Raw genomic sequence first — 23,084 nt, forward strand, 5'->3', positions numbered from 1 at the left:
GAAAAGCTATGGCCGACACCGCGACCGACGAAGGCGAATACCGCATCGAGCACGACACTATGGGTGAGGTCCGAGTGCCGGCGAAAGCGTTGTGGCGCGCCCAAACTCAGCGTGCGGTGGAGAACTTCCCGATTTCCGGCCGAGGCTTGGAGCGCACCCAGATCCGGGCACTGGGACTGCTGAAAGGCGCTTGCGCGCAAGTCAATAAGGACCTCGGGCTGCTAGCACCGGAGAAGGCCGATGCGATCATCGCCGCGGCCGCCGAGATCGCCGACGGCAAGCATGACGACCAGTTCCCCATCGACGTCTTCCAGACCGGGTCGGGCACCAGCTCGAACATGAACACCAATGAGGTGATCGCGTCGATCGCGGCCGCCAACGGTGTCACGGTGCACCCGAACGACGACGTCAACATGTCGCAGTCGTCCAACGACACCTTCCCGACCGCCACTCACATCGCGGCCACCGAGGCCGCGGTGAGCCACCTGATCCCGGCGCTGCAAATTCTGCAGGATGCGTTGGCGGCTAAGGCGCTGGAGTGGCAGACGGTGGTCAAGTCAGGACGCACCCACCTGATGGACGCCGTTCCGGTGACGCTGGGCCAGGAGTTCAGCGGCTATGCCCGCCAGATCGAGGCCGGCATCGAACGAGTACGCGCTTCGCTGCCCCGGCTCGGTGAACTCGCCATCGGGGGTACCGCTGTCGGCACCGGGCTCAATGCCCCAGAGGGCTTCGGCGTCCGGGTGGTCGCGGTGTTGGTGGAACAGACCGGGATATCCGAGTTGCGCACGGCCACAAACTCTTTCGAGGCACAGGCGGCCCGCGACGGACTGGTCGAGGTGTCCGGCGCTCTGCGTACCATCGCGGTATCGCTGACCAAGATCGCCAACGACATCCGGTGGATGGGCTCAGGCCCGCTGACCGGCCTGGCCGAGATTGCGCTCCCCGACCTACAGCCGGGCAGCTCGATCATGCCGGGCAAGGTAAATCCTGTTCTGCCGGAGGCGGTAACCCAGGTCGCCGCGCAGGTGATCGGTAACGACTCCGCGGTCGCCGTCGGCGGGCTGTCGGGCGCCTTCGAACTCAACGTCTACATCCCGATGATGGCGCGCAACGTCCTCGAGTCATTCAAGCTGCTGACCAACGTGTCCAAGCTATTCGCCGAGCGCTGCATCGTGGGACTCAAGGCCAATGTCGAGCACCTGCGCGAGCTGGCCGAGTCGTCGCCGTCGATCGTGACGCCGCTGAACTCGGCGATCGGTTACGAAGAGGCCGCCGCGGTAGCCAAGCAGGCGCTCAAAGAGCGTAAGACGATTCGCCAAACGGTCATCGACCGTGGCCTGATCGGTGACAAGCTCTCGGTCGAGGAACTCGACCGTCGACTGGACGTGTTGGCGATGGCCAGGGTCGAGACGACCGACGAGAACTAGCGCCGCACCAGGCCCACCCGCATAATTGCGCTGACGCGGTTGCGTTGCCGCCTCGCGGGAGGTGGCCGACGAGATTGAGAGTGGTTGAGATATGACGGTGCCTCCGGGCGGCCCCTACGGCCAGGACCCCTACGGAACCAATCCGTATGGGCAGCAACCCCATTGGAGCGGACAGCCGCAGGAGTGGAGCCAACAGCCGCAGCAGTGGGGCCAACAACCACCCGGCCAGTCGGCTGAGCCTACGCAGGCCGCCCCTTACTCGTACCCACCCGCCGCTCCGTACGGCACCGACCCCTACGGCAACCCGGGCTACCCACCGCAACAATTCACCCAGCCCGGCCAGCAGCCGCCCGGCTGGCCGGGTGGGCCTGGTGGGCCGTATCCCCCGCCCGGGCCGCCGAAGAACTCCAAGCTGCCCTGGCTGATCGTCGGCGGCATCGCCGTGCTGGGCGCGATCGTCCTGGTGGTGGTCCTGGTGGTGTCCCTCAACAGCGGGAAGAGTTCGCCGTCGGCGAGCCCGTCGACAACCACGACAGCCGAGGCATCGGGGCCGGGCAGCGGCCAGCAGACCGCCACCGATTGCACTCCCAACGTGTCCGGTGGCGCCATGCCCAGCGGCGATACGGTGAGCGCCGGCAAGCTGTCCTTCCCGGCCAACCTGGCGGCCGGGTGGCAGCCCTACGTCGACGACCAGAACCCGAATCTGATCGACGGGGCGGGCCTGGCGAAAGAGGTGGCAGGCGGCAATCAGTGGATGATGCAGGTCGAGGTGGCCGTGACCAACTTCGTGACCAGCATGGACGTCAGCGCGCAGGCGTCCAAGCTGTTGGATTGCGTCGCCGTGGGCCCCGGCTACAACCAGGTTTCGCCCTCGCTGGGCCCCAAGACCACGTCGTCGATGACGGTCGATGGCCTCAAAGCTGCGAAGGTGCAAGCCGACGTCACCATTGGTGACGCCTCGCGCGGGGTCAAGGGCGACACTGTCACCATCGTCGCGGTGGATACCAAACCGGTGACCATCTTCCTGGGTGCGGTGCCGATCGGCGACTCGGCGTCGCAGGCCATCGTCGACAGCGTCATTGCGGCGCTGAAGGTTACGAAGACCTAGCGCCCCATCCGGTCGGGGCTCAATCGGTACCCACTGGCGCCGAGACATGGGTCGGTTCGGAGCGCCCGCGCAGCACCGTTGAATAGCACTCAGCCCAGCGCTTGCGCTCAGCGGCGTCGGCACGTTCGATTGCCCCGCCCGAGCACAGCATTCGCCGATCCGAGGTCTTGGCCAGGTCGGCCAGCCGCGCGGCTTCGTTGACGGCATCCCCGATCACGGTGTATTCGTAGCGGTTCTCCGCACCGATGTTGCCTGCGAATACTCGACCCGCCGAGACACCGATCCCGAAGTCCACCAACGGAAGTCGGCGCAGCTTGACGCCCAGTGCACGCGCCGTCGCCAGCGCATCGGCAGCCGGCTGGCCTGAGCGCAGCGGTGCACCGAAGATGACAAGTGCGGCGTCACCCTCGAATTTGTTGATCAGTCCCCGATATTCGTCCACGGTGTCCACGACGATGCGGAAAAAATCGTTGAGCACCGCCGCAACCTCCTGCGGCGGAAGGCTTTCGGCGAGCCCGGTAGACCCCACCAGGTCGATGTAGAGGACCGCCGCGTCTACCACGTCGCCGGAGAGCGAGGAACCTTCCTCCAAAGCGCGCCGGGCCACGTCGGCCCCCACGTGCCGGCCGAACAGGTCGCGGATCCGTTCGCGTTCCTCCAAGCCAGTGACCATCCGGTTGAATCCGCTTTGCAGACGCCCGATCTGGGAACGTTCGTACACCCCGACGTAGGTTCCCATATGACCGTGCTCGATCTCGGCCATCGCGTCGGCGACCTCACTGACCGGATCGGAGATCGACCTCGATGTCAGGATCATCGTCGGCAACCCCAGCAACAGCGCGGCCAGCGACACCACCAGCACCGGCACGTCCAGGGCCGCGGAACTGTCGATCAGCCAACCGGCAGAACGCAACCCGACGAATGTCGCGATAACGCCGATGGGCAGCGCACTACACAGGAACCACAGCAGGACCAGTCGAGCGAACACGCCTGGTACCACCAGGCGGGGCTCGCAACCCCGGGTGGCCAACCCCATGATCGGCCGCAAGGTGCGTTGCGCCAGCAGCATGCCCATGCCCGCGGCCGCCGCCCCACCCAGCACCACCCCAAGTGAGATCGGCACCAGCAGCGCGCCACCGCCGTCGCGATTCACCAACAGCAGGATGCCGCCGCTGGCCCCCCAGACCGCCGCCAGCAGCGCCGACTGCTTGCCGGCGAGTTTTATTGCGGCGTCGCGTTGTTTGGGTGTGGGTTCGTCGCCGGCCACATACCAGCGCAGGGTCGGTGCCAGGATCAGCGGTCCGGCGACGGCCACGGCGAGGGTGCTCAGCACCACCAGCAACACCACCAGCCCGGTGTTCTTCTCGGCGAAGTCGGCGTTGGACACACCGAGGGTGTGACCACGCAGCGGGATCAGGATGGCGGCAGCGTCCACTACGGCCAGGATGTAAGCCAAGCTCAGGTCGGCTGCGTATTGCAGCGACAACCTCAGGGCAGACTTCGGCGCCGGGTCCTCAGGCACCGTTGTTCGGCCCGCCCGAGTTCTGCCCGGGAATGTCGGTGATCGGGAAGTTCGGCATCGGCTTGGGCGACGGCGTATTGGGCAACGCCGGGATCTGAACAGCCGGGATATCGTGCAGCTCGTTGACAGGCGGACCGTTCTCCCGGCTGCCGTAGCTGCTGCCAGGCGCCCGCGGGCCGAGCATCTCGCTAACGGTCACCAGGTGGTAGCCGTTGGCTTTGAGCACCGGGATGAACTGGTAGACCAGGTCGACGGTGCTGGAGTAGGTGTCGTGGAACAGCACCACCGACCCCGGTTTGATCTGGGTCATCAGCACCTGCCGCGTGGCCGCGGTATTTGCGTCGTTGGCCCAGTCGAATGGGATGACGTCCCATAGGATCTCGGCGAGACCGAAGGTGGCGGCGGTCTGGCGCACCGCCGGGTTGGACAGACCACCAGCTGGCCGATACAACACCGGCGTCCGTCCTGTTGCCGCGGTGATCGCGTCGTTGGCACGGGAGAATTGGGCGGCGATGTCCTCAGGCGGGATCGTCGTCATATTGGGGTGTTCCCAGGTGTGGCTGCCGATTTCCATGCCCGCGTCGGCGATCCGCTTGGCGCCCGACGGGTTGGCGGCCACCTTGTTACCGATCAGGAAGAAGGTGGCCTTGGCGTCGTCGTTGCGCAGAATCTGCAGCAGCCGGTCGGTGTAGGGGCCCGGACCGTCGTCGAAGGTCAGTGCGATGCATTTGACGACCGAACAGTTCGCGTCGTCGGCCCGGGTGACGTGGCCGGTCAGGCCACCGATCACCAGGACACCCACCGCGACCACCACCCCGAAGACCATGCGGCCGTAGCGCCAGGCCTGGCTGTCGGGTCGTTTCGGCACTGGGAAAGTTTACCGAAAGGCCGTCTGGCCCCGCTGAGCCGTCAGTTCGGCCCGGCGATTTCCTCGAGCATCTCGGTGACCAGCGCCGCGATCGGCGACCGCTCGCTACGCAGCAGGGTGATGTGGGCGAACAGCGGGTGACCTTTGAGCTTCTCGATCACGGCGGCCACCCCGTCGTGGCGGCCCACCCGCAGGTTGTCACGCTGTGCGATGTCGTGGGTGAGCACCACCCGGGAGCCGGTGCCCAGCCTGGACAACACAGTCAGCAACACGTTGCGCTCCAGCGACTGGGCTTCGTCGACGATCACAAACGAGTCGTGCAGCGAGCGGCCGCGGATGTGGGTCAGCGGCAGCACCTCGAGCATGCCGCGCGACAGCACCTCCTCGAGCACCGCAGGGCTGGCCAGCCCCTCTAGGGTGTCGAAGACGGCCTGGGCCCACGGGCCCATCTTGTCGCTCTCGCTGCCGGGCAGGTAGCCCAGTTCTTGGCCGCCGACGGCATACAGAGGCCGGAACACCACCACCTTGCGTTGGGTGCGCCGCTCCAGCACCGCTTCGAGTCCGGCGCACAGCGCCAGGGCCGACTTTCCGGTGCCAGCCTTGCCGCCGAGCGAGACGATGCCCACCGACTCGTCCAGCAATAGGTCGAGCGCGACGCGCTGCTCGGCGGATCGACCCCGCAAACCGAACACCTCACGATCCCCCCGGACCAGCTGTACGCGCTTGGCCGGCGTCACCCTGCCCAGCGCGTGCGAGCTACCGCCGAGCAGCCGAATCCCGGTGTGGCACGGCAGATCCCGGGCCTCTGCCAGGTCGATCTCGCCGTCGGAGAACAGCTCGTCGATGTCCTCGGCGGCCACCTCGATCTCACGCATCCCCGACCAGCCGGAGACGACGACGTCCTGTGCGTGATATTCGTCGGCCGGCAAGCCGACCGCGGCGGCCTTGACGCGCAGCGGAATGTCCTTGCTCACCAACGTGACCCGCTTACCCTCGGCGGCCAGGTTGGCGGCGCAGCTCAAAATCCGGGAGTCGTTGCTGTCGGTCCGGAAACCCGCCGGCAACACCGACGGGTCGGTGTGGTTCAGTTCGACGTGCAACGAACCGCCGTGAGCGCCAACCGGTATCGGTTGGTCCAAGCGGCCATGCTCGAGGCGCAGGTCATCGAACAACCGCAACGCCTGGCGGGCGAACCATCCCAGCTCGTGGTGGTGACGTTTGGCTTCCAGTTCGCTGATCACTACCAGCGGAACCACCACCTCGTGCTCGGCGAACCGACTGCAGGCCCAGGGGTCGGACAGCAGTACGGAAGTGTCGAGCACGTACGTCCGGGTTTCGGTCACGGGGCGCTCCTCGAGCGAATGACGCTCGGGCGGACCCACGCGAGCGTGTCGGCGGGGGCCGCGGCACCAGGACCGGGTCCGGTCCTGCCTTTCCAACGACCGGTGTGGTTACCGGTGCAGAAACCGGGAGTGCCGCCCTGGCAGCAAAGCAAGTCGCTGGCCATCGAGGCCGACGCTACTCCGGTCGCCGCACCACCGCAGTGCAGGCGCGCCGAGACACAACCGTGACACCCAAACGCAATACGCGCGATCGGCGAATTCGGGTCAGTCCGTGACGAACTGCTTAAGCGCCGGCTCGTCGGCCAACCCCCAGGCGGTGATTCGCTCGGAGATCACCTGCTGCAGCTGAGCCGCGTCGAAGATGCCGGCCTCGGCCACGTTCTGCAACTTGTCGCTGTAGGCCTCGATGTCGGCGCCGGGCACCTCGAGGTCGGCCGCGCGGGCCGCGATCGCCGCGATCGTCTCGTCGTGGGTGTAGTCGAGTAGGTGGGTGACCAAGTTGGCGAAGAACTCCTCGTGCCGAGCCTCGTCGCGGGCAATCCGATCGATGAGCCCGGCCAGGATCGGCTCCTCGATGCGCGCGGCGAGGTTGCGACAGAAAGTGCCGTACGCACGCTCGGAGAAGGCCATGAAGACCAGGGTCTCGACCTGCGAGTAATGGTCGGCGCGGTAGCCCTTCATCACATACTGGACGCGGGCGTGTTCATTGGCGGTCGGGTCGACCTCGCGGGTCACCACCAGGTACTCGCGCAGCGCGATCGCATGCAGGTGCTCTTCGGCGGTCCAGCGACCGATCCAGCGGCCCCAGAAGTCCTCGAGGATGAAGTGCTCGACGAACTCGCGGTGATGGGCGGCCAGGTTGTCCTTGAGCAGCAGCAGGATCTCGCAGGCGTCGGTGATCGGCCGGGGCAGGGTCGCCTGGGATGGGTCCCAGTCCCGTCCGCCGAGGAACGCGTAGTTCTCGCCGCGGTCGAACGGCACGTAATCGTGGGCGAACCAAATGTCCTCGGTACTGAGGTGGCGGTCCACGTTGGCTTCCACCACGGGCTCGAGTTCCAGAGTGAGCGCGTTAGCGACAGGTTTCTGTGCCATGCGGTAACTGTAACCCGCTGACACAGGTTCTTTCAACTTCCCGTGCGCTGTGTCGCGTCACAGTTGGGTACAGCCGGACAGTTCCCGTTCCGGGCTCCAGGTGCAGGCTCCGAGGCGCGTTATCGCCCGACCAGGCTCCAGTCCTCGAGCCCCTCGTAAAGCGGGAACTCCCTGGCCAGCCGCGTCACCCGGGCGCGCAGGCCGGACACGTCAGCGGAGGTGCCCGCCGCGAGTGCGGCGGCGATGACGTCGGCTACCTCGGTGAACTCGGCGTCGCCGAAGCCGCGAGTGGCCAGCGCGGGCGTGCCGATCCGCAGGCCCGAGGTCACCATCGGCGGACGCGGGTCGTTGGGGACCGCGTTGCGGTTGACCGTGATGCCGACCTCGTGCAGCAGGTCTTCGGCGGCCTGCCCGTCCAGCGGCGAATTGCGCAGGTCAACCAGAACCAGGTGGACGTCAGTGCCACCGCTGACCACCGAAACGCCTGCCTTCGCGACATCGTCGGCCAGCAGCCGGTCCGCCAAAATCCGTGCGCCGCTAAGTGTCCGTTGCTGCCGCTCGGCGAATTCGGGGGTGCCGGCGATCTTCAGGGCCACCGCCTTGCCGGCGATGATGTGCATCAGCGGACCGCCCTGCTGGCCGGGGAACACCGCCGAGTTGATGGCCTTGGCGTACTCCTGCTTGCCGACGATCATGCCGGAGCGGCCACCGCCCAGCGTCTTGTGGATAGTGGTGGACACCACGTCCGCGTGCGGCACCGGGGACGGATGCAGGCCCGCGGCGACCAAGCCGGCGAAGTGCGCCATGTCGACCCACAACTTGGCGCCGACCTCGTCGGCAATCGACCGGAACGCAGCGAAGTCCAGAATCCGCGGATATGCCGACCAGCCGGCGATGATTACCCTGGGCCGGAACTCCAGCGCCTGAGCGCGCACCACGTCCATGTCGACCCGGTGCGTGGTCGGATCGACACCGTAGAACGCGTTCTCGTACAGCTTGCCGGAGAAGTTCAGCCGCATGCCGTGAGTCAGGTGCCCGCCGTTGGCCAAATCCAGGCCCAGCAGCCGCTCCCCCGGCGACATCAGAGCGGCGAGCACCGCGGCGTTGGCCTGGGCCCCGGAGTGCGGCTGCACGTTGGCGAAGTCGGCACCGAACAACGCCTTTGCGCGGTCGCGGGCGATGTTCTCCACCACGTCGACGTATTCGCAGCCGCCGTAGTAGCGCCGCCCGGGCAGGCCTTCGGCGTACTTGTTGGTCAGCACGCTGCCCTGCGCCTGCAGCACTGAGCGCGGCACGAAATTCTCCGAGGCGATCATCTCCAGGGTGTCGCGCTGGCGTCCCAGCTCTTTGCCCAGTAGCTCGGCGATATCGGGGTCGACCTCGTCGAGCGGCGACGACATCAGGGAGGCTGTGTCACGGGCAGAAACGCGGGCATCCGGTGCGGCAGTCACGTGGGTCAGTCTATCCAGCGTGCCCTTTCACCGTTGAGGCGCGTTTTGACCGGCCCAACCGTCAGCGCCGCTTACGTTGCTGCAAAAATGGCCCAATGCCGCGGCCGAGCGAGCCGAGCCCGTATGTCGAGTTCGACCGAAAACAATGGCGGTCGCTCCGTATGGCGACCCCGCTGGCCCTCACCGAAGAGGAACTCGTCGGTCTGCGGGGTCTGGGAGAGCAGATCGACCTTTTGGAGGTCGAAGAGGTTTACCTGCCGCTGGCCCGGCTGATCCACCTGCAGGTCGCCGCCCGCCAACGGTTGTTCGCCGCCACCGCGGAGTTCCTCGGGGAGCCGCAACAGAATCCGGACCGGCCGGTGCCGTTCATCATCGGAGTGGCTGGCAGCGTGGCCGTCGGCAAGTCGACGACGGCCCGTGTGCTACAGGCGCTGCTGGCCCGCTGGGATCACCATCCCCGGGTGGACCTGGTGACCACCGATGGATTTCTCTACCCGAACGCTGAACTCAACCGGCGAAACCTGATGCACCGCAAAGGTTTTCCAGAAAGTTACAACCGTCGCGCCCTGATGCGATTTGTCACCCTAGTGAAATCTGGATCGGAGTATGCCTGCGCCCCGGTGTACTCGCACCTGCACTACGACATCATCCCCGGCGCCAAACACGTGGTTCGCCATCCCGACATCCTGATCCTCGAGGGACTCAACGTGTTGCAAACCGGTCCGACGCTGATGGTGTCGGACCTGTTCGACTTCTCGCTGTACGTCGACGCCCGGATCGAGGACATCGAGCAGTGGTACGTGTCGCGGTTCCTGGCGATGCGCAGCACGTCGTTCGCCAACCCGGAATCACACTTCCACCACTATTCGGCGCTATCCGATCCGCAGGCCGTTGTCGCCGCCAAGGAAATCTGGCGCTCGATCAACCGGCCGAACCTGGTGGAGAACATTCTGCCGACTCGTCCGCGGGCCACCTTGGTGCTGCGCAAAGACGCCAACCACTCCATCAACCGGCTGCGGCTGCGCAAGTTGTAGACGCGGGCCGATGCGGGGCCGCCAACCGCAACGCTCGGGCGGTAGCGACCCCGCATCGGTTTCATGAGGGGAGTCAGGCCGCCAGGCGGCGCACTCCCAGGTACTGCAGTCCTGCGAACGCCGCCGTGTAGACGCCGGTGGCCAGCGTCACAGCCACCCCGACCGCCGTCATCGGCACCAACTCGGCGGCGATGATCGCCGCCACGGTGTAGGCAAGGTTGGCGGCGACGACGCCGATTCCGGCGCGGCGCAGGTTCGGCAGCGCCGCAAGACCAAATACGACGAGTCCGTACAGCACGAAGAACGCGCCCATGCTGTATTCCTGGCCGGACGTCAGGCCGGTCAGCCGCGAGATCGGATCGGCGGCGACGGCGACCAGCAGTCCCATCAGGCCGGTAAGGGTGGCGTCGGCACGCATGGCGAACCGCAGCAGCGAGTCCGTCGAGTCGTTGAGGCGCCGTGTCGTGGAACCAGAAATGGCGGTCATGCGTGATGCTCCTAGTTGTCGAAGGTCGGGGTTTCAGACACCTTCGACGGTGCCGGTCGGGCACTGCCAGATCGACGCATGACGCTGCCATTTGCTGCCAGGCACGCCTTGAACAGGGGTTTGTTAGACCGCTTGCGCCTCGAGCACGCTGAACGGCGACGCGGTAGCTACCACCCGCTTAAGCCGGAACCCGGCACGATCGAACAGTCGCTCGAATTCGGCGGCGGTACGCTCGCGCGCGTCGAGCGCGACGAGCATTTCCAGGTCCAGCCAGTTTCCGATGAACTCTCGGTCGTGCTCGGGCAGGACGAACTCGACCAGCAGCACGTGGCTGCCCGTCGCCGCCGCGCTACGCACATTGCGCAGGATCTGCACGGCGTCGTCATCGGGCCAGTCGTGGATGACGCTCTTGAGCACATAAGCGTCGCCGCCGGCGGGTACCGACTCGAAGAACGATCCTTCGGCGATCTGGATCCGGTCTTGCACTCCCTGCTCAGCGAGCACAGCTGGCGCACCGGCCACCACCTGGGGTTGGTCGAACAAGATCCCACGCGCCTGCGGGGTGGCGGCCATGATCGCGGCCAGCAGCCGACCGTGTCCGCCGCCCACGTCGACGATGGTTGCGTAAGGGCTGAAGTCGTAGGCGGCCACCACAGGTCCGATCGAGAGCGCGGACCCGCCGGTCATGGCCTGGTTGAAGATCTCGCCGAGTTCGGGCTCCGAGGCCAGATACTCGAAAGCCGGTTTGCCACGCAACTCTGGGATCACCGACCGGCCGGTGCGAATCGCATCGGTGAGGTGGCTCCAATGCTCGCGATGTTGGGGCGAACCCAACCAACGCGTCCACCCGACGAGCGATACCTCCGCGTCGCTCCGAAGCGTTTCCGCGAGCGGCGTGAGGTCGTAGCGGCCGTCGCGGCGCTGCCGGAAAACGCCGCGGCTGATCAGCGCCCTGAGTAGACGCCGTAGCGCATCGGCGTCGGCGTCGACCGCGGCCGCCAACTCTTCGGCAGACATTGGCCCCCCGGCCAGCGCGTCGGCGATGCCGAGCTCGGCCGCTGCGGTGATCGCCTGCGCAGCCCAGGAGTTGACGACCATTTCCATCACAGCGACCGGCGGCGGGACCATGCGGCGGTGCAGCCGGGCCAGCTGGTGCCGAGCGGCATCGATCGCGCTCACCACCTTGGGCGGTGGAATTCTGGCGGCCAAGGGTTGTTCTCCTTCGTTTGTTGCGTGCCTACGGGATAGCGACTCTATTCGCTGGAAACCGTGACCCGCCCGCGCAGGTCGGCCGCGATCAACTTCGCCGCCGCGTTTTGCCAGTTGTGCAGCGAGCGCTGCGGCACCTCGGTCACCAGCCACTGCCAGGCCTGACGCGCGGTCGGATCCAATCCGGCCGCGGTGGCGTTCTGCGCGTATGCCCGCACCCCGACCACGTAGGGGAAGTACAGCGAGTTGTAATACCGCCATTCCTCGGTGGTACCGAAATCGCCGCCGTCGCGGGGCTTGAGCCGGCTGATGCCGTCGGCGAGCACGGCCTTGAGTTCGTTGGCCCGCTCCACGGGGTGATCGAGGGCGCCGCGCGCGGCCAACCGCTCGTCGATCACCGGCAACGCGGTCAGCGGGCTGGCGACAAGCTTGGTCAAGTCGCCGTAGTGCCCCAGCGCCCGCCGAGTGAGTCGCACGAAAGTGTCGTCGTCGACGTCGACGAGGGGATCCTGGGATCGCAGCGGCAAGGCGGCCCCGGCGTCGCGCAGCGCCGCCCGGCTGGCCCGCAGCTCTGGTGAGCGCGAGAACGCCAGCCGGTCCAGCAACCCGGCGAACGGGTCCGCCAATACCTGCACCGTGATTGAGATCGTCAGGCTGGTGAACAGCAGCACCGTCAGCGCGGTCTGCGCGCCCGGCTCACCGCGGGTCACCGCCAGCCCAATCAGCGCCTGGCCGCCGAACAGCGTCGCCACTGCCGTGCAGCCGGCGAACGAGCGCAGCATGTCGGCACGCAGCGCCTGACCCTCGTCGAAGGCATCCCACAGCGCCACCGCGGCCCCGAGCAACAGCACGTCAAAACCCGTCGACGCCAAGGCCAACCAGCTGGGCACCAACCCCAACGGAATGATCAGAATGGCGTTGGCCAGCGCGAAAAACAGCGTCGCCACCACCACGGCCCCGGTGACCGATACCGGCCGGGTGGGCCGCAGCAACGTGACGGTCAACGCACCCAGGGTGGACACCGAGATCGCCGTGCACATCAGCCAGTGTCCGAGCCGCAGCGGGCCGTCCACATCTCCCGCCACCGCAGCCCCCAACAGCGTCAACGTAGCGACACCGGCAACCAGCATCACCTCGGGCGTTCGCCCCCGCGGGCTATCAGCGGGCCGGGCCAACTCGACCAGCACAGCGAACCACGCGACGCCCGGAACGGCGACGAGGTAGACCTCGACCTGGCTAAGCAGGTGCGCGTGCCGGACGCTGACTGTCCGCACCGCATCCAAGGCCACTACCAGGGCGAAGCCACACAGCCCGGTCGCGGCCAGCACGAGCACCGGCTTGCGCGGGTCGCGGGCCAGCAGATACAGCCCGAGCCACCCGCTCAGCGTGAACACCACCGCCGACAGCGCAGCCATGCAGTCAGTGTGTCACTTGCCGTAGCGCCGGTGCCGCATGCTGTAGTCGCGCAGCGCACGCAGGAAGTCGACGCGCCGAAACGCCGGCCAGTGCGCCTCGGTGAACCACATTTCCGAGTAGGCGCTCTGCCAGAGCAGAAAGCCGGACAGTCGCTGCTCCCCTGAGGTGCGGATCACCAGATCGGGGTCGGGTTGCCCAGAGGTGTACAGGTTTTCCGAGATCCCCTCGACGGTGACCGCGTCCACTAGTTCCTCGGCGGTGGCACCGTTGGCGAGTTCCTTGCTCAGCAACGCGCGCACCGCGCCAACGATCTCCTGGCGACCGCCGTACCCCACCGCAACGTTGACGTGGAAAGTGGCGTTCTGCGGGGTGGAGTCCACCGCGTCGCGCAACCGTCGGGCCGGCTCCTCCCCCAACAACTCCAGATCGCCGACGGTGCGCACGCTCCAGCGGTTTGCCGGGGCGCAGATCTCCTCCACGACGTCGGTGATGATCTCGATCAGCGCGCCCAGTTCCTCGGGGTCGCGCTGCAGGTTTTCGGTGGACAAGAGATAGACCGTGGTCATCTCGATGCCGGCGTCCTGACACCAGCGCAACATCTCGGCGATCTTGACCGCGCCCATCCGATATCCGACGCTGACGTCGTCGTATCCCAGGCTGCGCGCCCAGCGGCGGTTTCCGTCGCACAGGACAGCGATGTGACGCGGCAACTCGGATCTGGTGGCGGCCAGTCCCTGCCGTAGCCGCAGCTCGTAAAGCCGGTACAGCGGCTCTTTGAGCCGTGGCGGGATGATCTCCACGAAGATCCACACTACTGTGACGGACACCGTTTTCCCGGTGTCATTTCCAGCAATCTCACGCTGCGTCTGACGGGCCTCTGACAGCTACTTTCGATACGCTGATGTGACCCACCACCGCCATCAGAGGACGGGGCACCAGCACAGATGAGCAGCCAGACCAGCACGCTCACCGGCAGCGAACCGCACCCGGAAGCCGAGCCGGACGGCCATTCGCCGATCGACACCGCGCAGAAGGCCGCCCAGCACCTCGTCGAGGGCGTCGCCCGGGTGTTGACCAAGCCGCGTTTCCGCGGCTGGATTCACGTCTACTCCGCGATCACCGCCGTGTTCGCCGGCGCCTCCCTGGTCGCGGTCTCGTGGGCGGTGGATTCCACGAAGGCCGGGCTGGCGACGCTGCTCTACACCTTCGCCACGATCATCATGTTCACCGTCAGCGCCACCTACCACCGGGTCAATTGGAAGTCTGACACCGCCCGGATGTGGATGAAGCGGGCCGATCACTCGATGATCTTCGTGTTCATCGCGGGCAGCTACACACCGTTCGCGCTACTGGCACTGCCTGGCCACGACGGGCACGTGGTGTTGGCGATCGTGTGGGGCGGTGCCGCGGCTGGCACCCTGCTCAAGATGCTGTGGCCGTCGGCGCCGCGCTGGGTCGGGGTGCCGCTGTACATCCTGCTGGGCTGGGTGGCGGTCTGGTACACCGCCTCGATCCTGCACAACGCCGGGGTGACGGCCATGGTGCTGTTGTTCGTCGGCGGCGCCCTGTACAGCATCGGCGGCATTCTGTACGCATTGAAATGGCCCGACCCTTGGCCCACAACATTCGGCTATCACGAGTTCTTCCACGCCTGCACCGCGGTCGCGGCTATCTGCCACTACATCGCGATGTGGTTCGTGGTCTTCTAAGACTGATTCGTGCTTTAAGCCTGATTGGCGTCGGCCGGCGACCAGTAGGCCTTCATCGCGGTGACCTTGCCGTCGCCGTCGAACGCCATGGTCTCGATCGGCTCGATCCGTAACTTGCTGTCACCGGCGCTCACGGTCAACCGAAAGTGAAACGCCGCCTCGTTGCCGGACACTCGCAACGTCACCAGTTCGCATTGGCGCTGCATGCCCTCGACGGCAGAGTAGAAGCCGCGGATGGCGTTTTTGCCGATGTGAACTTCGCCGCCGCCCACCGGATCCTCGAGCGTCGCGTCGTCGGCGTAGAAGGCGGCCAGGTCGTCGGCGGTCCCGTTGGCAACCGTTTCGATGTAACGGTGGACCGTGTCGGTGATGGCTTGGGTCCTGTCGGCGGTGTTCGGCATGTGACGCACGCTACTACTCAGGTACGTGCAGAGCCGCGGCGAGGGCCGCCGCGCTGGTCACCGGAAGGTCACAGACCTGGCCCCGGCAGACATAAGCGGCGTCGGCGCCGGCCACCCGATCACGACCGCCCAACAGCGGCGACGAGTCCATCGGGCCGCCGACGACGATGGCACCGCCCGGCGCCAGCCGGCGGGCTTCGGCCAGCAACTGCGCGGAGTCGTCGGCGCAGGCAACCGCGATCTGCAGCGGTCCGCGCACCGCGGCCTCGCTGATCGCCAGCCAGTGCCCGGCAGACCGCGGGGCGCGGGCCAACAGCACCGAGTGCGTCTGCAGCGTTTCGGCGGCCAGCCGCAGGTACGGCTCGGCGCGCTCGGGGACCAGATGAGCCGCGGCCAGCAACGCCTCAGCAACGGCTGACGCGCCCGACGGCGTGGCACCGTCCAGCGGGTCGGCGGGCCGCAGCAGCAGTTGTTCGGCGTCGTCGGCGGTGTCGAACCAGCGGCCCTGCGAACCACCGAAGTGCTCGACCGCGGTGTCGAGCAGGCTGGTGGCTGCATCCAGCCACCGCGGGTCGGAATCCAGCTGGTAAAGCGTCAGCAGACCGGTGGCAAGCATCGCGTGATCCTCCAGGATCGCGGCGCTGTCACCGACCACCCCGCCCAAGCTGGCGCGCCGCAGCCGTCCACGCACCAGGTGCAGGGTCAGCAGCGCGGCGGCGCATCGCCGCGCCGCCGCGATCAGGTCCGGTTGGCCAAGCGCGACGCCGGCTTCGGCGAGCCCGGTGATGGCCAGTCCGTTCCAGGACGTCACTACCTTGTCGTCCCGGCCCGGCTGCACGCGATTCAGCCGGGCAGCCACCAGCGCGGCGCGGATGCGGTCGAGGCGCTGCGTGTCATCGGGTTCGCGGCGCAACTGCAGCACCGACGCCCCGTGCTCGAAGGTTCCGGTCGAGGTAACGCCGAAAACCTCTGCCGCCCAACGACCGTCGTCCGTGCCGAGCACCTCGGTCAGCTGCGCCGGCGTCCAGACATAGGTCGATCCCTCGACGCCGCCGGCGTCGGCGTCCAGCGAGGAGACGAACATGTCGCCGTCGGCGAGATCGGTGAGCAGGAACCGAGCCGTCTGGGCCGCGACCCGGCGCGCCAATGGGTCGGCGGTGCGGCGGGCCCAGTGGGCGTAGAACCGCAGCAGCAGCGCGTTGTCGTACAGCATCTTCTCGAAATGCGGGACCACCCAGGCGTTGTCCACGCTGTAGCGGGCGAAGCCACCGGCGAGTTGGTCGTAGATGCCGCCTCGCGCCATCGCGCTACCGGTGCGCTGCACCGCGCTGAGGACGGACGCCGACCCGGTGCGCTCGTAGTTGCGAAGCAAGGCCTCCAGCAGCGCCGACGGCGGGAACTTCGGTGCGCCACCGAAGCCGCCGTGCGTGCTGTCCTGGTCTTGCAGCGCGGCGGCCACGGCATGTTCGCACAGCTCGGGCGCGAGGTCCGGGCCACCGCCGGGCAGCCCCGAACTCATCGCACGCAACTCTGCGGCGATGTGGTCCGAGGCCCGCTCGACCTCGTCTCGGCGTTGCCGCCAGGTTTCGGTGATCGCCGAAAGTAGCTGCAGGAAGCCTTCTTTGGGGTAGTACGTGCCGCAGAAGAACGGCCTGCCATCCGGGGTGAGAAAACACGTCATCGGCCAGCCGCCCTGACCGGTAAGCGCGACGGTGGCGTTCATGTAGACCGCGTCGATGTCGGGACGTTCCTCACGGTCCACCTTGACGCAGACGAAATCGGCGTTCATGACGGCAGCCACCTCGTCGTCCTCGAACGACTCGTGCGCCATGACGTGACACCAATGGCAGGCGGCGTAACCGATGGACAGCAGGACTGGCACGTCGCGCGCCGCGGCGTCGGCCAGCGCCCGCGGCGTCCACTGCTGCCAATGCACCGGGTTATCGGCGTGCTGGCGCAGATAGGGGCTGGCGGCTTGGGCGAGGGTGTTGGTGCTGGACTCAGCCGGGTTCATGGGTGGACCCCGACGGTCGGGCGGACCCATCTCCCTCGGGCGCGGCCTGCTGGTCCGTGTCGACCGCATCAGTGCCCTCGTCGGCGGCCTGGTCGGCCTCGGGGTGCTGTGGATCGAAGGACGGTGGCACCTTCTTGAGCTGACGATTCATCGACCGCACCAGGAACACGGTGGCGACCACCAGCAGTGCGACGATCAGCAACCCCAACGGACTGGCCTTGCCGAAGTCGGGGCCGTTGTTGCGGGTTCCGCCGGCAGCAATCACGGTGAGCAGAAGGGGATTCACCAGTCCTCGATCCCTGTGAACAGATCCGTCTCCGGCACGACCACCGGAACCCGCGAGCGGGCCAACTCGAACTCCTCGGTCGGCCATAGCCGCTCCTGCCAAGAGATCGGTGCGGCGAAGAACTCGGCGTTCGGGTCGATCTGGGTTGCGTGGGCAAGCAGGGCGTCGTCACGCTGGCCGAAGTACGCCGAGCATTCGACGCGCGTGGTCACCCGCTTCTCGAAATGATCGTGCTCGGGCAGCCAGTGCTTTAGCCATTTGCCGAATGGCCCTTCCTGGCCGTGTTTAGCGAATTCGTCCTGCAGGAGCTGCATCCGCGCCCGCAGAAAGCCGTGTACGTAGTAGAGCTTGGCGACGGCCCACGGCTCCCCCGCGTCCGGAAAACGGCGGTAGTCCGCGGCCGCTTCGTAGGCGCTGACCGACACCTCGTGGCAGCGGATGTGGTCGGGGTGCGGGTACCCGCCGTTCTCGTCGTAGGTGATCATCACGTGCGGTCGGAAGTCACGCACCACTTGCACCAGCGCTTCGGTGGACTCCTCGAGCGGCACCAGCGCGAAACAGCCTTCCGGCAACGGCGGCGGCGGCTCGCCCTTGGGCAAGCCGGAGTCGACGAACCCGAGCCAGGTGTGGTCGACGCCCAGGATCTCGGCCGCCTTGGCCATCTCGTCGCGCCGGATCTCCGAGATGTGCCCATGCACGTCGGGCAGGTCCATCGCCGGGTTGAGGATCTCGCCGCGTTCGCCGCCGGTCAACGTCACCACCAGCACCTGGTGCCCTTCGTCGGCGTATTTGGCCAGGGTGGCGGCACCCTTGCTGGATTCGTCGTCGGGGTGGGCGTGCACCGCCATCAACCGCAGTTTGCTCACGTGCTCCCTCGTGTTTGTCATTCCCGGGTTAGTCCGCCGGCCGCCCACCCGCCCTGTCGAATTCCCCTATAATTCCAGTTCTCCTGTACCCCACAAATCCCCAGGGCATGACTGACGGCTTGACAGACGATTCCGATTCGCGTCCCGCGGCGCGCTACGGCAGCCCGCGCCTGTCGCCGAAGTCGCGGCGACGCGTGATCCTGGCTCTCACCGCAGCGGCCCTGGCGGCGGGGGTGGCCGTTGCGGTCGTCGGCTATCAGCGGATCGGGACCGCCGACGTCACCGGCACGCTGGCCGGCTATCAGGTGATCGATGACGAGACGGCGTCGGTAATCATCAGCGTGACCCGCAAGGACCCGTCTCGCCCGGTGGACTGCATCGTGCGGGTGCGTTCCCAGGACGGCAGCGAGACGGGCCGGCGGGAAGTGTTGGTTCCACCCGCCGAGCAGAACACCGTGCAGGTGACCACGACCCTGAAATCCAGCAAGCCGCCGCTGATGGCCGACGTATACGGCTGCGGCACAGACGTACCCGCTTATCTACGGTCGTCCTGACCGCGGAAAAATCGCCGAACTGCGGATATGTTCGGTCATTCATCGTTAGCACAGTGGTAACGTAGGTGAATGCACGGTCCTGCTTGGGACCGTGTATTGCTGCATTAGAGGCCGTGAGTAGGACGGAGTGGCAGCGCCCGGGGGTGGGGGACCCACAGCCGCCGGACCGGTCCCTAGCCCGGGGATCGCATACTTGCGCAACTGCGCGGAACGACAACATGAGGAGCAGGACGAGATGACGGACACTCAGGTGACCTGGTTGACCCAGGAGTCACATGACCGACTCAAGGCCGAGCTCGATCAGCTGATCGCGAATCGTCCGGTCATCGCAGCCGAGATCAACGATCGGCGCGAGGAGGGGGATCTGCGCGAGAACGGCGGGTACCACGCCGCGCGCGAGGAGCAGGGCCAGCAGGAGGCCCGCATCCGTCAGCTGCAGGACCTGCTCAACAACGCCAAGGTCGGCGAGGCGCCTAAGCAGTCCGGTGTCGCGCTGCCCGGATCCGTGGTGAAGGTCTACTACAACGGAGACAAGTCGGACAGCGAGACCTTCCTGATCGCCACCCGCCAGGAGGGCGTCAACGACGGCAAGCTCGAGGTGTACTCGCCGAACTCGCCGCTCGGAGGTGCGCTGATCGACGCGAAGGTCGGCGAGACCCGCAGCTACAAGGTGCCCAGCGGAAGCACCGTCGAGGTGACCCTGGTCAGCGCGGAGCCCTACCACTCCTAGCCGCGCCCTATCCCGCCCGGCTTCCCGGCCCTTTCCCGCCGAGCGCGAACGGCGCGACGTATCCGCGGCGCGTCGCGTCGCGGAATTCACGGTCGGCACGGACGCCCTAGTTCAACGCCTGATCGAGATCGGCCAACAGGTCGGCGATGTCCTCGATACCGACCGACAGCCGCACCAGGTCGTCGGGAACTTCCAGCTGAGAGCCGGCGGTCGACGCGTGCGTCATGGCGGCAGGGTGCTCGATCAGCGACTCGACCCCGCCCAGCGACTCGGCCAGGATGAATACCTCCGTCGAGGCGCACAGCTTTTCAGCCGCCTGCCGTCCGCCCCGCATCCGCACCGAAACCATGCCGCCGAAACCACGCATCTGGCGCGCGGCGACCTCATGCCCGGGGTGGCCGGGTAGGCCCGGATACAGGACCGCGCTCACCGACGGCCGCCCGGCCAGGAATTCGGCGACGGCCAAGGCGTTCTCGCTGTGCCGTTGCATGCGTAGCGGCAGCGTCTTGAGCCCGCGCATGGTCAGGTAGGCGTCGAAGGGACCCGGCACCGCACCGGCGCCGTTCTGCAGGAACGCAAACGCCTGGTCCAACTCCGCATCGTTGGTGACCAGAGCGCCGCCCACCACGTCCGAGTGCCCACCGATGTACTTAGTGGTCGAATGCAAGACGACGTCGGCGCCCAAGGCCAGCGGCTGCTGCAGCGCCGGTGAAGCAAAAGTGTTGTCCACCAGAACTCTTGCCGAGGCGTCGGCGCCTATCGAAGCGATACCGGCGATATCGGCGATCGACAGCAGCGGGTTAGTAGGCGTTTCCACCCAGATCAGCCGAGTGCGCGGGCTAATGGCCGAGCGCACCGCGTCCAAGTCGGACAGTGGCACCGGCGTGTACTCGACACCCCACTGAGTGAAGACTTTGTCGATCAGCCGGAAGGTGCCGCCGTAGGCGTCGTCGGGAATGACCAAATGGTCCCCGGGTCGCAGCACCGCCCGCAGCACGCAGTCGGTAGCGGCCATCCCGGAGCTGAACGCCCGACCGAAAGCGCCGTCTTCGACGGCTGCCAGCGAGGCCTCCAGCGCGGCGCGGGTCGGGTTGCCGGTTCGGGCGTACTCGAAGCCGCCGCGCAGGCCGCCGACGCCGTCCTGGGCGAAGGTGCTGCTGGCATAGATCGGGGCGTTGACGGCTCCGGTGGCCGGGTCCGGGCGGTAACCGGCATGGATCGCTTTGGTCGCCAACCCGGTGAACCGGGTCACGTCGTGGTCGTCGCTCATCGACCGTCAGCCTAATCGTCGCGAGGTCGACGCCTCGGTTCAGAGCGGCAGGCAGACCGACGTCATTATCTTGTCGGCGAGGGTCTGTCGCTTCTTGTCCCAGAGCGGAAACAGGAACCCGATGTAGCAGATGACCGCGTCGACCAGGTGCGCGATCTGGCGCACCAATGACATGCCGAAGCCCAGTGGCTGGCCGCTGACCTCGCTGACCACCTTGAACTTCATGATCGCCTTGCCGATGCTCGACCCGGTAATGCCTTGCTTGTAGCCATAGTTCCAAATGAAGTACGCGACGCCGAGCAGGTTCATCGCCCACGGCACGAACACTCCGATCGGCGACGTCTCGACGACGCAGGCCCGGAATCCGTCGCCATCGGCGCAGGTCGTGGTGGTGGCGAACAATGCGACCATCTGCCCGATACCGACGAGGGCGACCAGCGGCAAGTAGTCGATCAGGAACGCCACGACCCGGGTTGCCCACGGGGTGTAGGACTCCGACGGCAACTCCCGGATGGCTGGTCCCGGCGGCGGCGGCGCGACCGCGCCGGCTGCCGGCGGCGGAGGCGGGTAACCACCAGGAGGCGGCGGAGGCGGTATAGGCGTCGACGCGCCGCCGCTCGGCGCGGAGCCCGCGACCGGTGCCGAGCCGGGGGCCGGGGGCGGGTCGAAGCTCACTTCCCCTCCGGGCACCGGAGGCGGTGCCGACGGAGTCAGAAATCCACCTGACGGAGCTTCCCCTGAAGATTCGGGCGGCGGGTACGACCCGCCGGGAGGCTGATCGGTCATTGGGCACCCTTCCGGTCCGAGTAGCTGAACTAAGCCGGTTACAGTACCCGACCCGCGAGAGCTACGTCACAGCCGTCAGCGTCGACGCGTCCCTTCGGAGAGGAATCCCAGCAGGTCGTAGCGGGTGATCACGCCGACCGGCTTGCCCTCCTCGACCACCATCAGCGCGTCCCAATCTCGCAACGCCTTGCCGGCCGCGCTGACCAGCTCGCCGGCCCCGATGAGCCGGAGCGGCGGGCTCATGTGCTGCGACACCGCGTCGGCTAGCTTGGCGCGACCCTCGAACACCGCCGAGAGCAGCTCTCGCTCCGACACGCTGCCGGCGACTTCGCCAGCCATCACCGGCGGCTCGGCACCTACCACCGGCATCTGTGACACCCCGTACTCGCGCAGGATCCCGATGGCGTCTCGCACCGTTTCCGATGGGTGCGTGTGCACCAGGTCGGGCAACGCGCCCGACTTGCGCCGCAACACATCCCCGACGGTGGACTCGGCGGCGGAGCCGTCCAGCGGGCTGCGCAGGAAACCATAGGACGACATCCATGCGTCGTTGAAGATCTTCGCCATGTAGCCGCGACCGCCGTCCGGCAGCAGAACGACCACCAGGGACTCGGGGCCGGCTTCCTCGGCGACCTTCAGCGCGGCGACGACGGCCATCCCGCACGATCCGCCGACCAACATGGCTTCTTCCCGGGCCAACCGCCTGGTCATATCGAAGGAGTCGGAGTCGGAAACCGCGATGATCTGGTCGGGGATGGACGGGTCGTAGGCCGCCGGCCAGAAGTCCTCGCCGACGCCTTCGACCAAGTAGGGCCGACCGGTGCCGCCGGAATACACCGATCCTTCGGGATCGGCGCCGACGACTCGGACCCGACCGCCGGATACCTCTTTGAGGTAGCGGCCCGCGCCGGTGATGGTCCCCCCAGTGCCGATACCGGCAACGAAGTGGGTGACCTTGCCGTCGGTGTCGGCCCAGATCTCGGGACCGGTGGTGGCGTAGTGGCTGGCCGGGCCCTCCGGGTTGGAGTACTGGTCGGGTTTCCAGGCACCCGGAGTTTCCCGGACCAAGCGATCGGACACGCTGTAGTAGCTGGCGGGGTCCTCGGGCGGCACCGCCGTCGGGCACACCACAACCTCGGCGCCGTACGCGCGCAACACATTCAGCTTGTCCTCGCCGACCTTATCGGGGCAGACGAATACGCATTTGTACCCGCGACGCTGGGCCACCAGGGCAAGTCCCACACCCGTGTTGCCCGAGGTGGGTTCGACGATGGTGCCGCCCGCATTCAGTGCCCCGCTGGCCTCCGCGGCGTCGATCATCCGCTCGGCGATGCGGTCCTTCGAACTGCCGCCGGGGTTGAGATATTCGACTTTGGCGGCCACGACGCCGGACCCGTCCGGGACGACGGAGTTCAGCTGCACCAGGGGGGTGCCGCCGATCAGGTCACTGATGTGCTGCGCGATTCGCATGCGCCTATGGTCTCAGGCGATTTCCGGACGCGCTCTTT

Annotated in this window: 22 protein-coding genes; 6 read left to right on the forward strand and 16 right to left on the reverse strand. The window is 67.0% G+C overall.

Going from position 1 to position 23,084, the window contains the following annotated elements; genetic code table 11:
* Positions 1 to 8 precede the first annotated feature (8 nt).
* Both H0P51_RS22270 and H0P51_RS22275 read left to right on the forward strand, forming a co-directional pair.
* Entirely contained in the window at positions 9 to 1,430 is a 1,422-nt protein-coding gene (locus H0P51_RS22270) for a class II fumarate hydratase (RefSeq protein WP_180915025.1), read from the forward strand.
* Positions 1,431 to 1,521: 91 nt separating this feature from the next.
* A complete protein-coding gene (locus tag H0P51_RS22275) occupies positions 1,522 to 2,538 on the forward strand; it encodes a hypothetical protein (RefSeq protein ID WP_180915026.1) in 1,017 nt (338 codons plus the stop codon).
* Positions 2,539 to 2,557: 19 nt separating this feature from the next.
* On the opposite strand, the gene H0P51_RS22280 is transcribed toward H0P51_RS22275, so the two are convergent.
* From H0P51_RS22280 to glyA, 5 genes are all read right to left on the reverse strand, one after another.
* Positions 2,558 to 4,000 (reverse strand): adenylate/guanylate cyclase domain-containing protein, encoded by a 1,443-nt coding sequence (locus H0P51_RS22280; RefSeq protein WP_180919155.1) that lies wholly within the window; start codon positions 3,998 to 4,000, stop codon positions 2,558 to 2,560.
* A gap of 52 nt (positions 4,001 to 4,052) precedes the next feature.
* Positions 4,053 to 4,928, reverse strand: a complete 876-nt coding sequence (locus H0P51_RS22285) for a polysaccharide deacetylase family protein (RefSeq protein WP_180915027.1) — start codon at positions 4,926 to 4,928, stop codon at positions 4,053 to 4,055.
* 41 nt (positions 4,929 to 4,969) lie between these two features.
* On the reverse strand, positions 4,970 to 6,271 hold the full coding sequence (phoH2, locus tag H0P51_RS22290; RefSeq protein WP_180915028.1) for an RNA 5'-3' helicase PhoH2: 1,302 nt from the start codon (positions 6,269 to 6,271) through the stop codon (positions 4,970 to 4,972).
* Between the two features lie 264 nt (positions 6,272 to 6,535).
* Positions 6,536 to 7,363, reverse strand: coding sequence for an acyl-ACP desaturase (locus tag H0P51_RS22295; RefSeq protein ID WP_180915029.1), 828 nt, complete (start codon positions 7,361 to 7,363; stop codon positions 6,536 to 6,538).
* 119 nt (positions 7,364 to 7,482) lie between these two features.
* Positions 7,483 to 8,763: a serine hydroxymethyltransferase gene (glyA, locus tag H0P51_RS22300; RefSeq protein WP_180919156.1), complete on the reverse strand. Its 1,281-nt coding sequence runs from the start codon at positions 8,761 to 8,763 to the stop codon at positions 7,483 to 7,485.
* A 146-nt stretch (positions 8,764 to 8,909) separates the two neighbouring features.
* On the opposite strand from glyA, the gene coaA reads away from it, so the two are divergent.
* Complete coding sequence (gene coaA, locus H0P51_RS22305; RefSeq protein ID WP_180915030.1) at positions 8,910 to 9,848, forward strand: type I pantothenate kinase; 939 nt, start codon at positions 8,910 to 8,912, stop codon at positions 9,846 to 9,848.
* Positions 9,849 to 9,921: 73 nt separating this feature from the next.
* Here the strand turns inward: coaA and H0P51_RS22310 are convergent, their stop codons facing one another.
* The 4 genes from H0P51_RS22310 to H0P51_RS22325 form a co-directional block, all read right to left on the reverse strand.
* Complete coding sequence (locus H0P51_RS22310; RefSeq protein WP_180915031.1) at positions 9,922 to 10,335, reverse strand: hypothetical protein; 414 nt, start codon at positions 10,333 to 10,335, stop codon at positions 9,922 to 9,924.
* 123 nt (positions 10,336 to 10,458) lie between these two features.
* On the reverse strand, positions 10,459 to 11,544 hold the full coding sequence (locus H0P51_RS22315) for an acetylserotonin O-methyltransferase (protein ID WP_246398136.1): 1,086 nt from the start codon (positions 11,542 to 11,544) through the stop codon (positions 10,459 to 10,461).
* A gap of 44 nt (positions 11,545 to 11,588) precedes the next feature.
* A complete protein-coding gene (locus H0P51_RS22320) occupies positions 11,589 to 12,959 on the reverse strand; it encodes a hypothetical protein (RefSeq protein WP_180915032.1) in 1,371 nt (456 codons plus the stop codon).
* 12 nt (positions 12,960 to 12,971) lie between these two features.
* Positions 12,972 to 13,760, reverse strand: coding sequence for a (2Z,6E)-farnesyl diphosphate synthase (locus H0P51_RS22325; RefSeq protein WP_180919158.1), 789 nt, complete (start codon positions 13,758 to 13,760; stop codon positions 12,972 to 12,974).
* A gap of 144 nt (positions 13,761 to 13,904) precedes the next feature.
* Here H0P51_RS22325 and trhA point away from each other — a divergent pair, with 144 nt between their 5' ends.
* Complete coding sequence (trhA, locus tag H0P51_RS22330) at positions 13,905 to 14,669, forward strand: PAQR family membrane homeostasis protein TrhA (RefSeq protein ID WP_180915033.1); 765 nt, start codon at positions 13,905 to 13,907, stop codon at positions 14,667 to 14,669.
* Between the two features lie 14 nt (positions 14,670 to 14,683).
* Here trhA and H0P51_RS22335 read toward each other — a convergent pair whose 3' ends face one another.
* From H0P51_RS22335 to mca, 4 genes are read right to left on the reverse strand one after another with little or no spacing between them, the layout of a single operon-like run.
* Positions 14,684 to 15,070 (reverse strand): nuclear transport factor 2 family protein, encoded by a 387-nt coding sequence (locus tag H0P51_RS22335; protein WP_180915034.1) that lies wholly within the window; start codon positions 15,068 to 15,070, stop codon positions 14,684 to 14,686.
* Positions 15,071 to 15,083: 13 nt separating this feature from the next.
* Positions 15,084 to 17,114 (reverse strand): thioredoxin domain-containing protein, encoded by a 2,031-nt coding sequence (locus H0P51_RS22340; RefSeq protein ID WP_425488904.1) that lies wholly within the window; start codon positions 17,112 to 17,114, stop codon positions 15,084 to 15,086.
* Positions 17,071 to 17,370 carry a hypothetical protein gene (locus H0P51_RS22345; RefSeq protein ID WP_180915036.1) on the reverse strand — a complete coding sequence of 100 codons (300 nt, stop codon included), beginning with the start codon at positions 17,368 to 17,370 and terminating at the stop codon, positions 17,071 to 17,073. Before H0P51_RS22345 ends, H0P51_RS22340 begins: the two co-directional genes overlap by 44 nt.
* Complete coding sequence (gene mca / locus H0P51_RS22350) at positions 17,367 to 18,236, reverse strand: mycothiol conjugate amidase Mca (protein ID WP_180915037.1); 870 nt, start codon at positions 18,234 to 18,236, stop codon at positions 17,367 to 17,369. The genes H0P51_RS22345 and mca overlap by 4 nt, the downstream gene beginning before the upstream one ends.
* Positions 18,237 to 18,343: 107 nt before the next feature.
* On the opposite strand from mca, the gene H0P51_RS22355 reads away from it, so the two are divergent.
* Both H0P51_RS22355 and greA read left to right on the forward strand, forming a co-directional pair.
* Entirely contained in the window at positions 18,344 to 18,790 is a 447-nt protein-coding gene (locus tag H0P51_RS22355; protein ID WP_180915038.1) for a DUF4307 domain-containing protein, read from the forward strand.
* 235 nt (positions 18,791 to 19,025) lie between these two features.
* Entirely contained in the window at positions 19,026 to 19,520 is a 495-nt protein-coding gene (gene greA / locus H0P51_RS22360; protein ID WP_180915039.1) for a transcription elongation factor GreA, read from the forward strand.
* A gap of 106 nt (positions 19,521 to 19,626) precedes the next feature.
* Here greA and H0P51_RS22365 read toward each other — a convergent pair whose 3' ends face one another.
* The 3 genes from H0P51_RS22365 to H0P51_RS22375 all read right to left on the reverse strand — a co-directional run bounded on the left by H0P51_RS22365 (position 19,627) and on the right by H0P51_RS22375 (position 23,046).
* Positions 19,627 to 20,790 carry a cystathionine gamma-synthase gene (locus tag H0P51_RS22365; protein WP_180915040.1) on the reverse strand — a complete coding sequence of 388 codons (1,164 nt, stop codon included), beginning with the start codon at positions 20,788 to 20,790 and terminating at the stop codon, positions 19,627 to 19,629.
* A 39-nt stretch (positions 20,791 to 20,829) separates the two neighbouring features.
* The gene (locus H0P51_RS22370; protein ID WP_180915041.1) at positions 20,830 to 21,576 is read right to left on the reverse strand and encodes an RDD family protein; all 747 of its coding nucleotides are present in this window, start codon (positions 21,574 to 21,576) and stop codon (positions 20,830 to 20,832) included.
* 75 nt (positions 21,577 to 21,651) lie between these two features.
* Positions 21,652 to 23,046 (reverse strand): cystathionine beta-synthase, encoded by a 1,395-nt coding sequence (locus H0P51_RS22375; RefSeq protein WP_180915042.1) that lies wholly within the window; start codon positions 23,044 to 23,046, stop codon positions 21,652 to 21,654.
* Positions 23,047 to 23,084: the final 38 nt, after the last annotated feature.

The organism is Mycobacterium vicinigordonae, from assembly GCF_013466425.1.
Taxonomy (GTDB): Bacteria; Actinomycetota; Actinomycetes; order Mycobacteriales; family Mycobacteriaceae; genus Mycobacterium; species Mycobacterium vicinigordonae.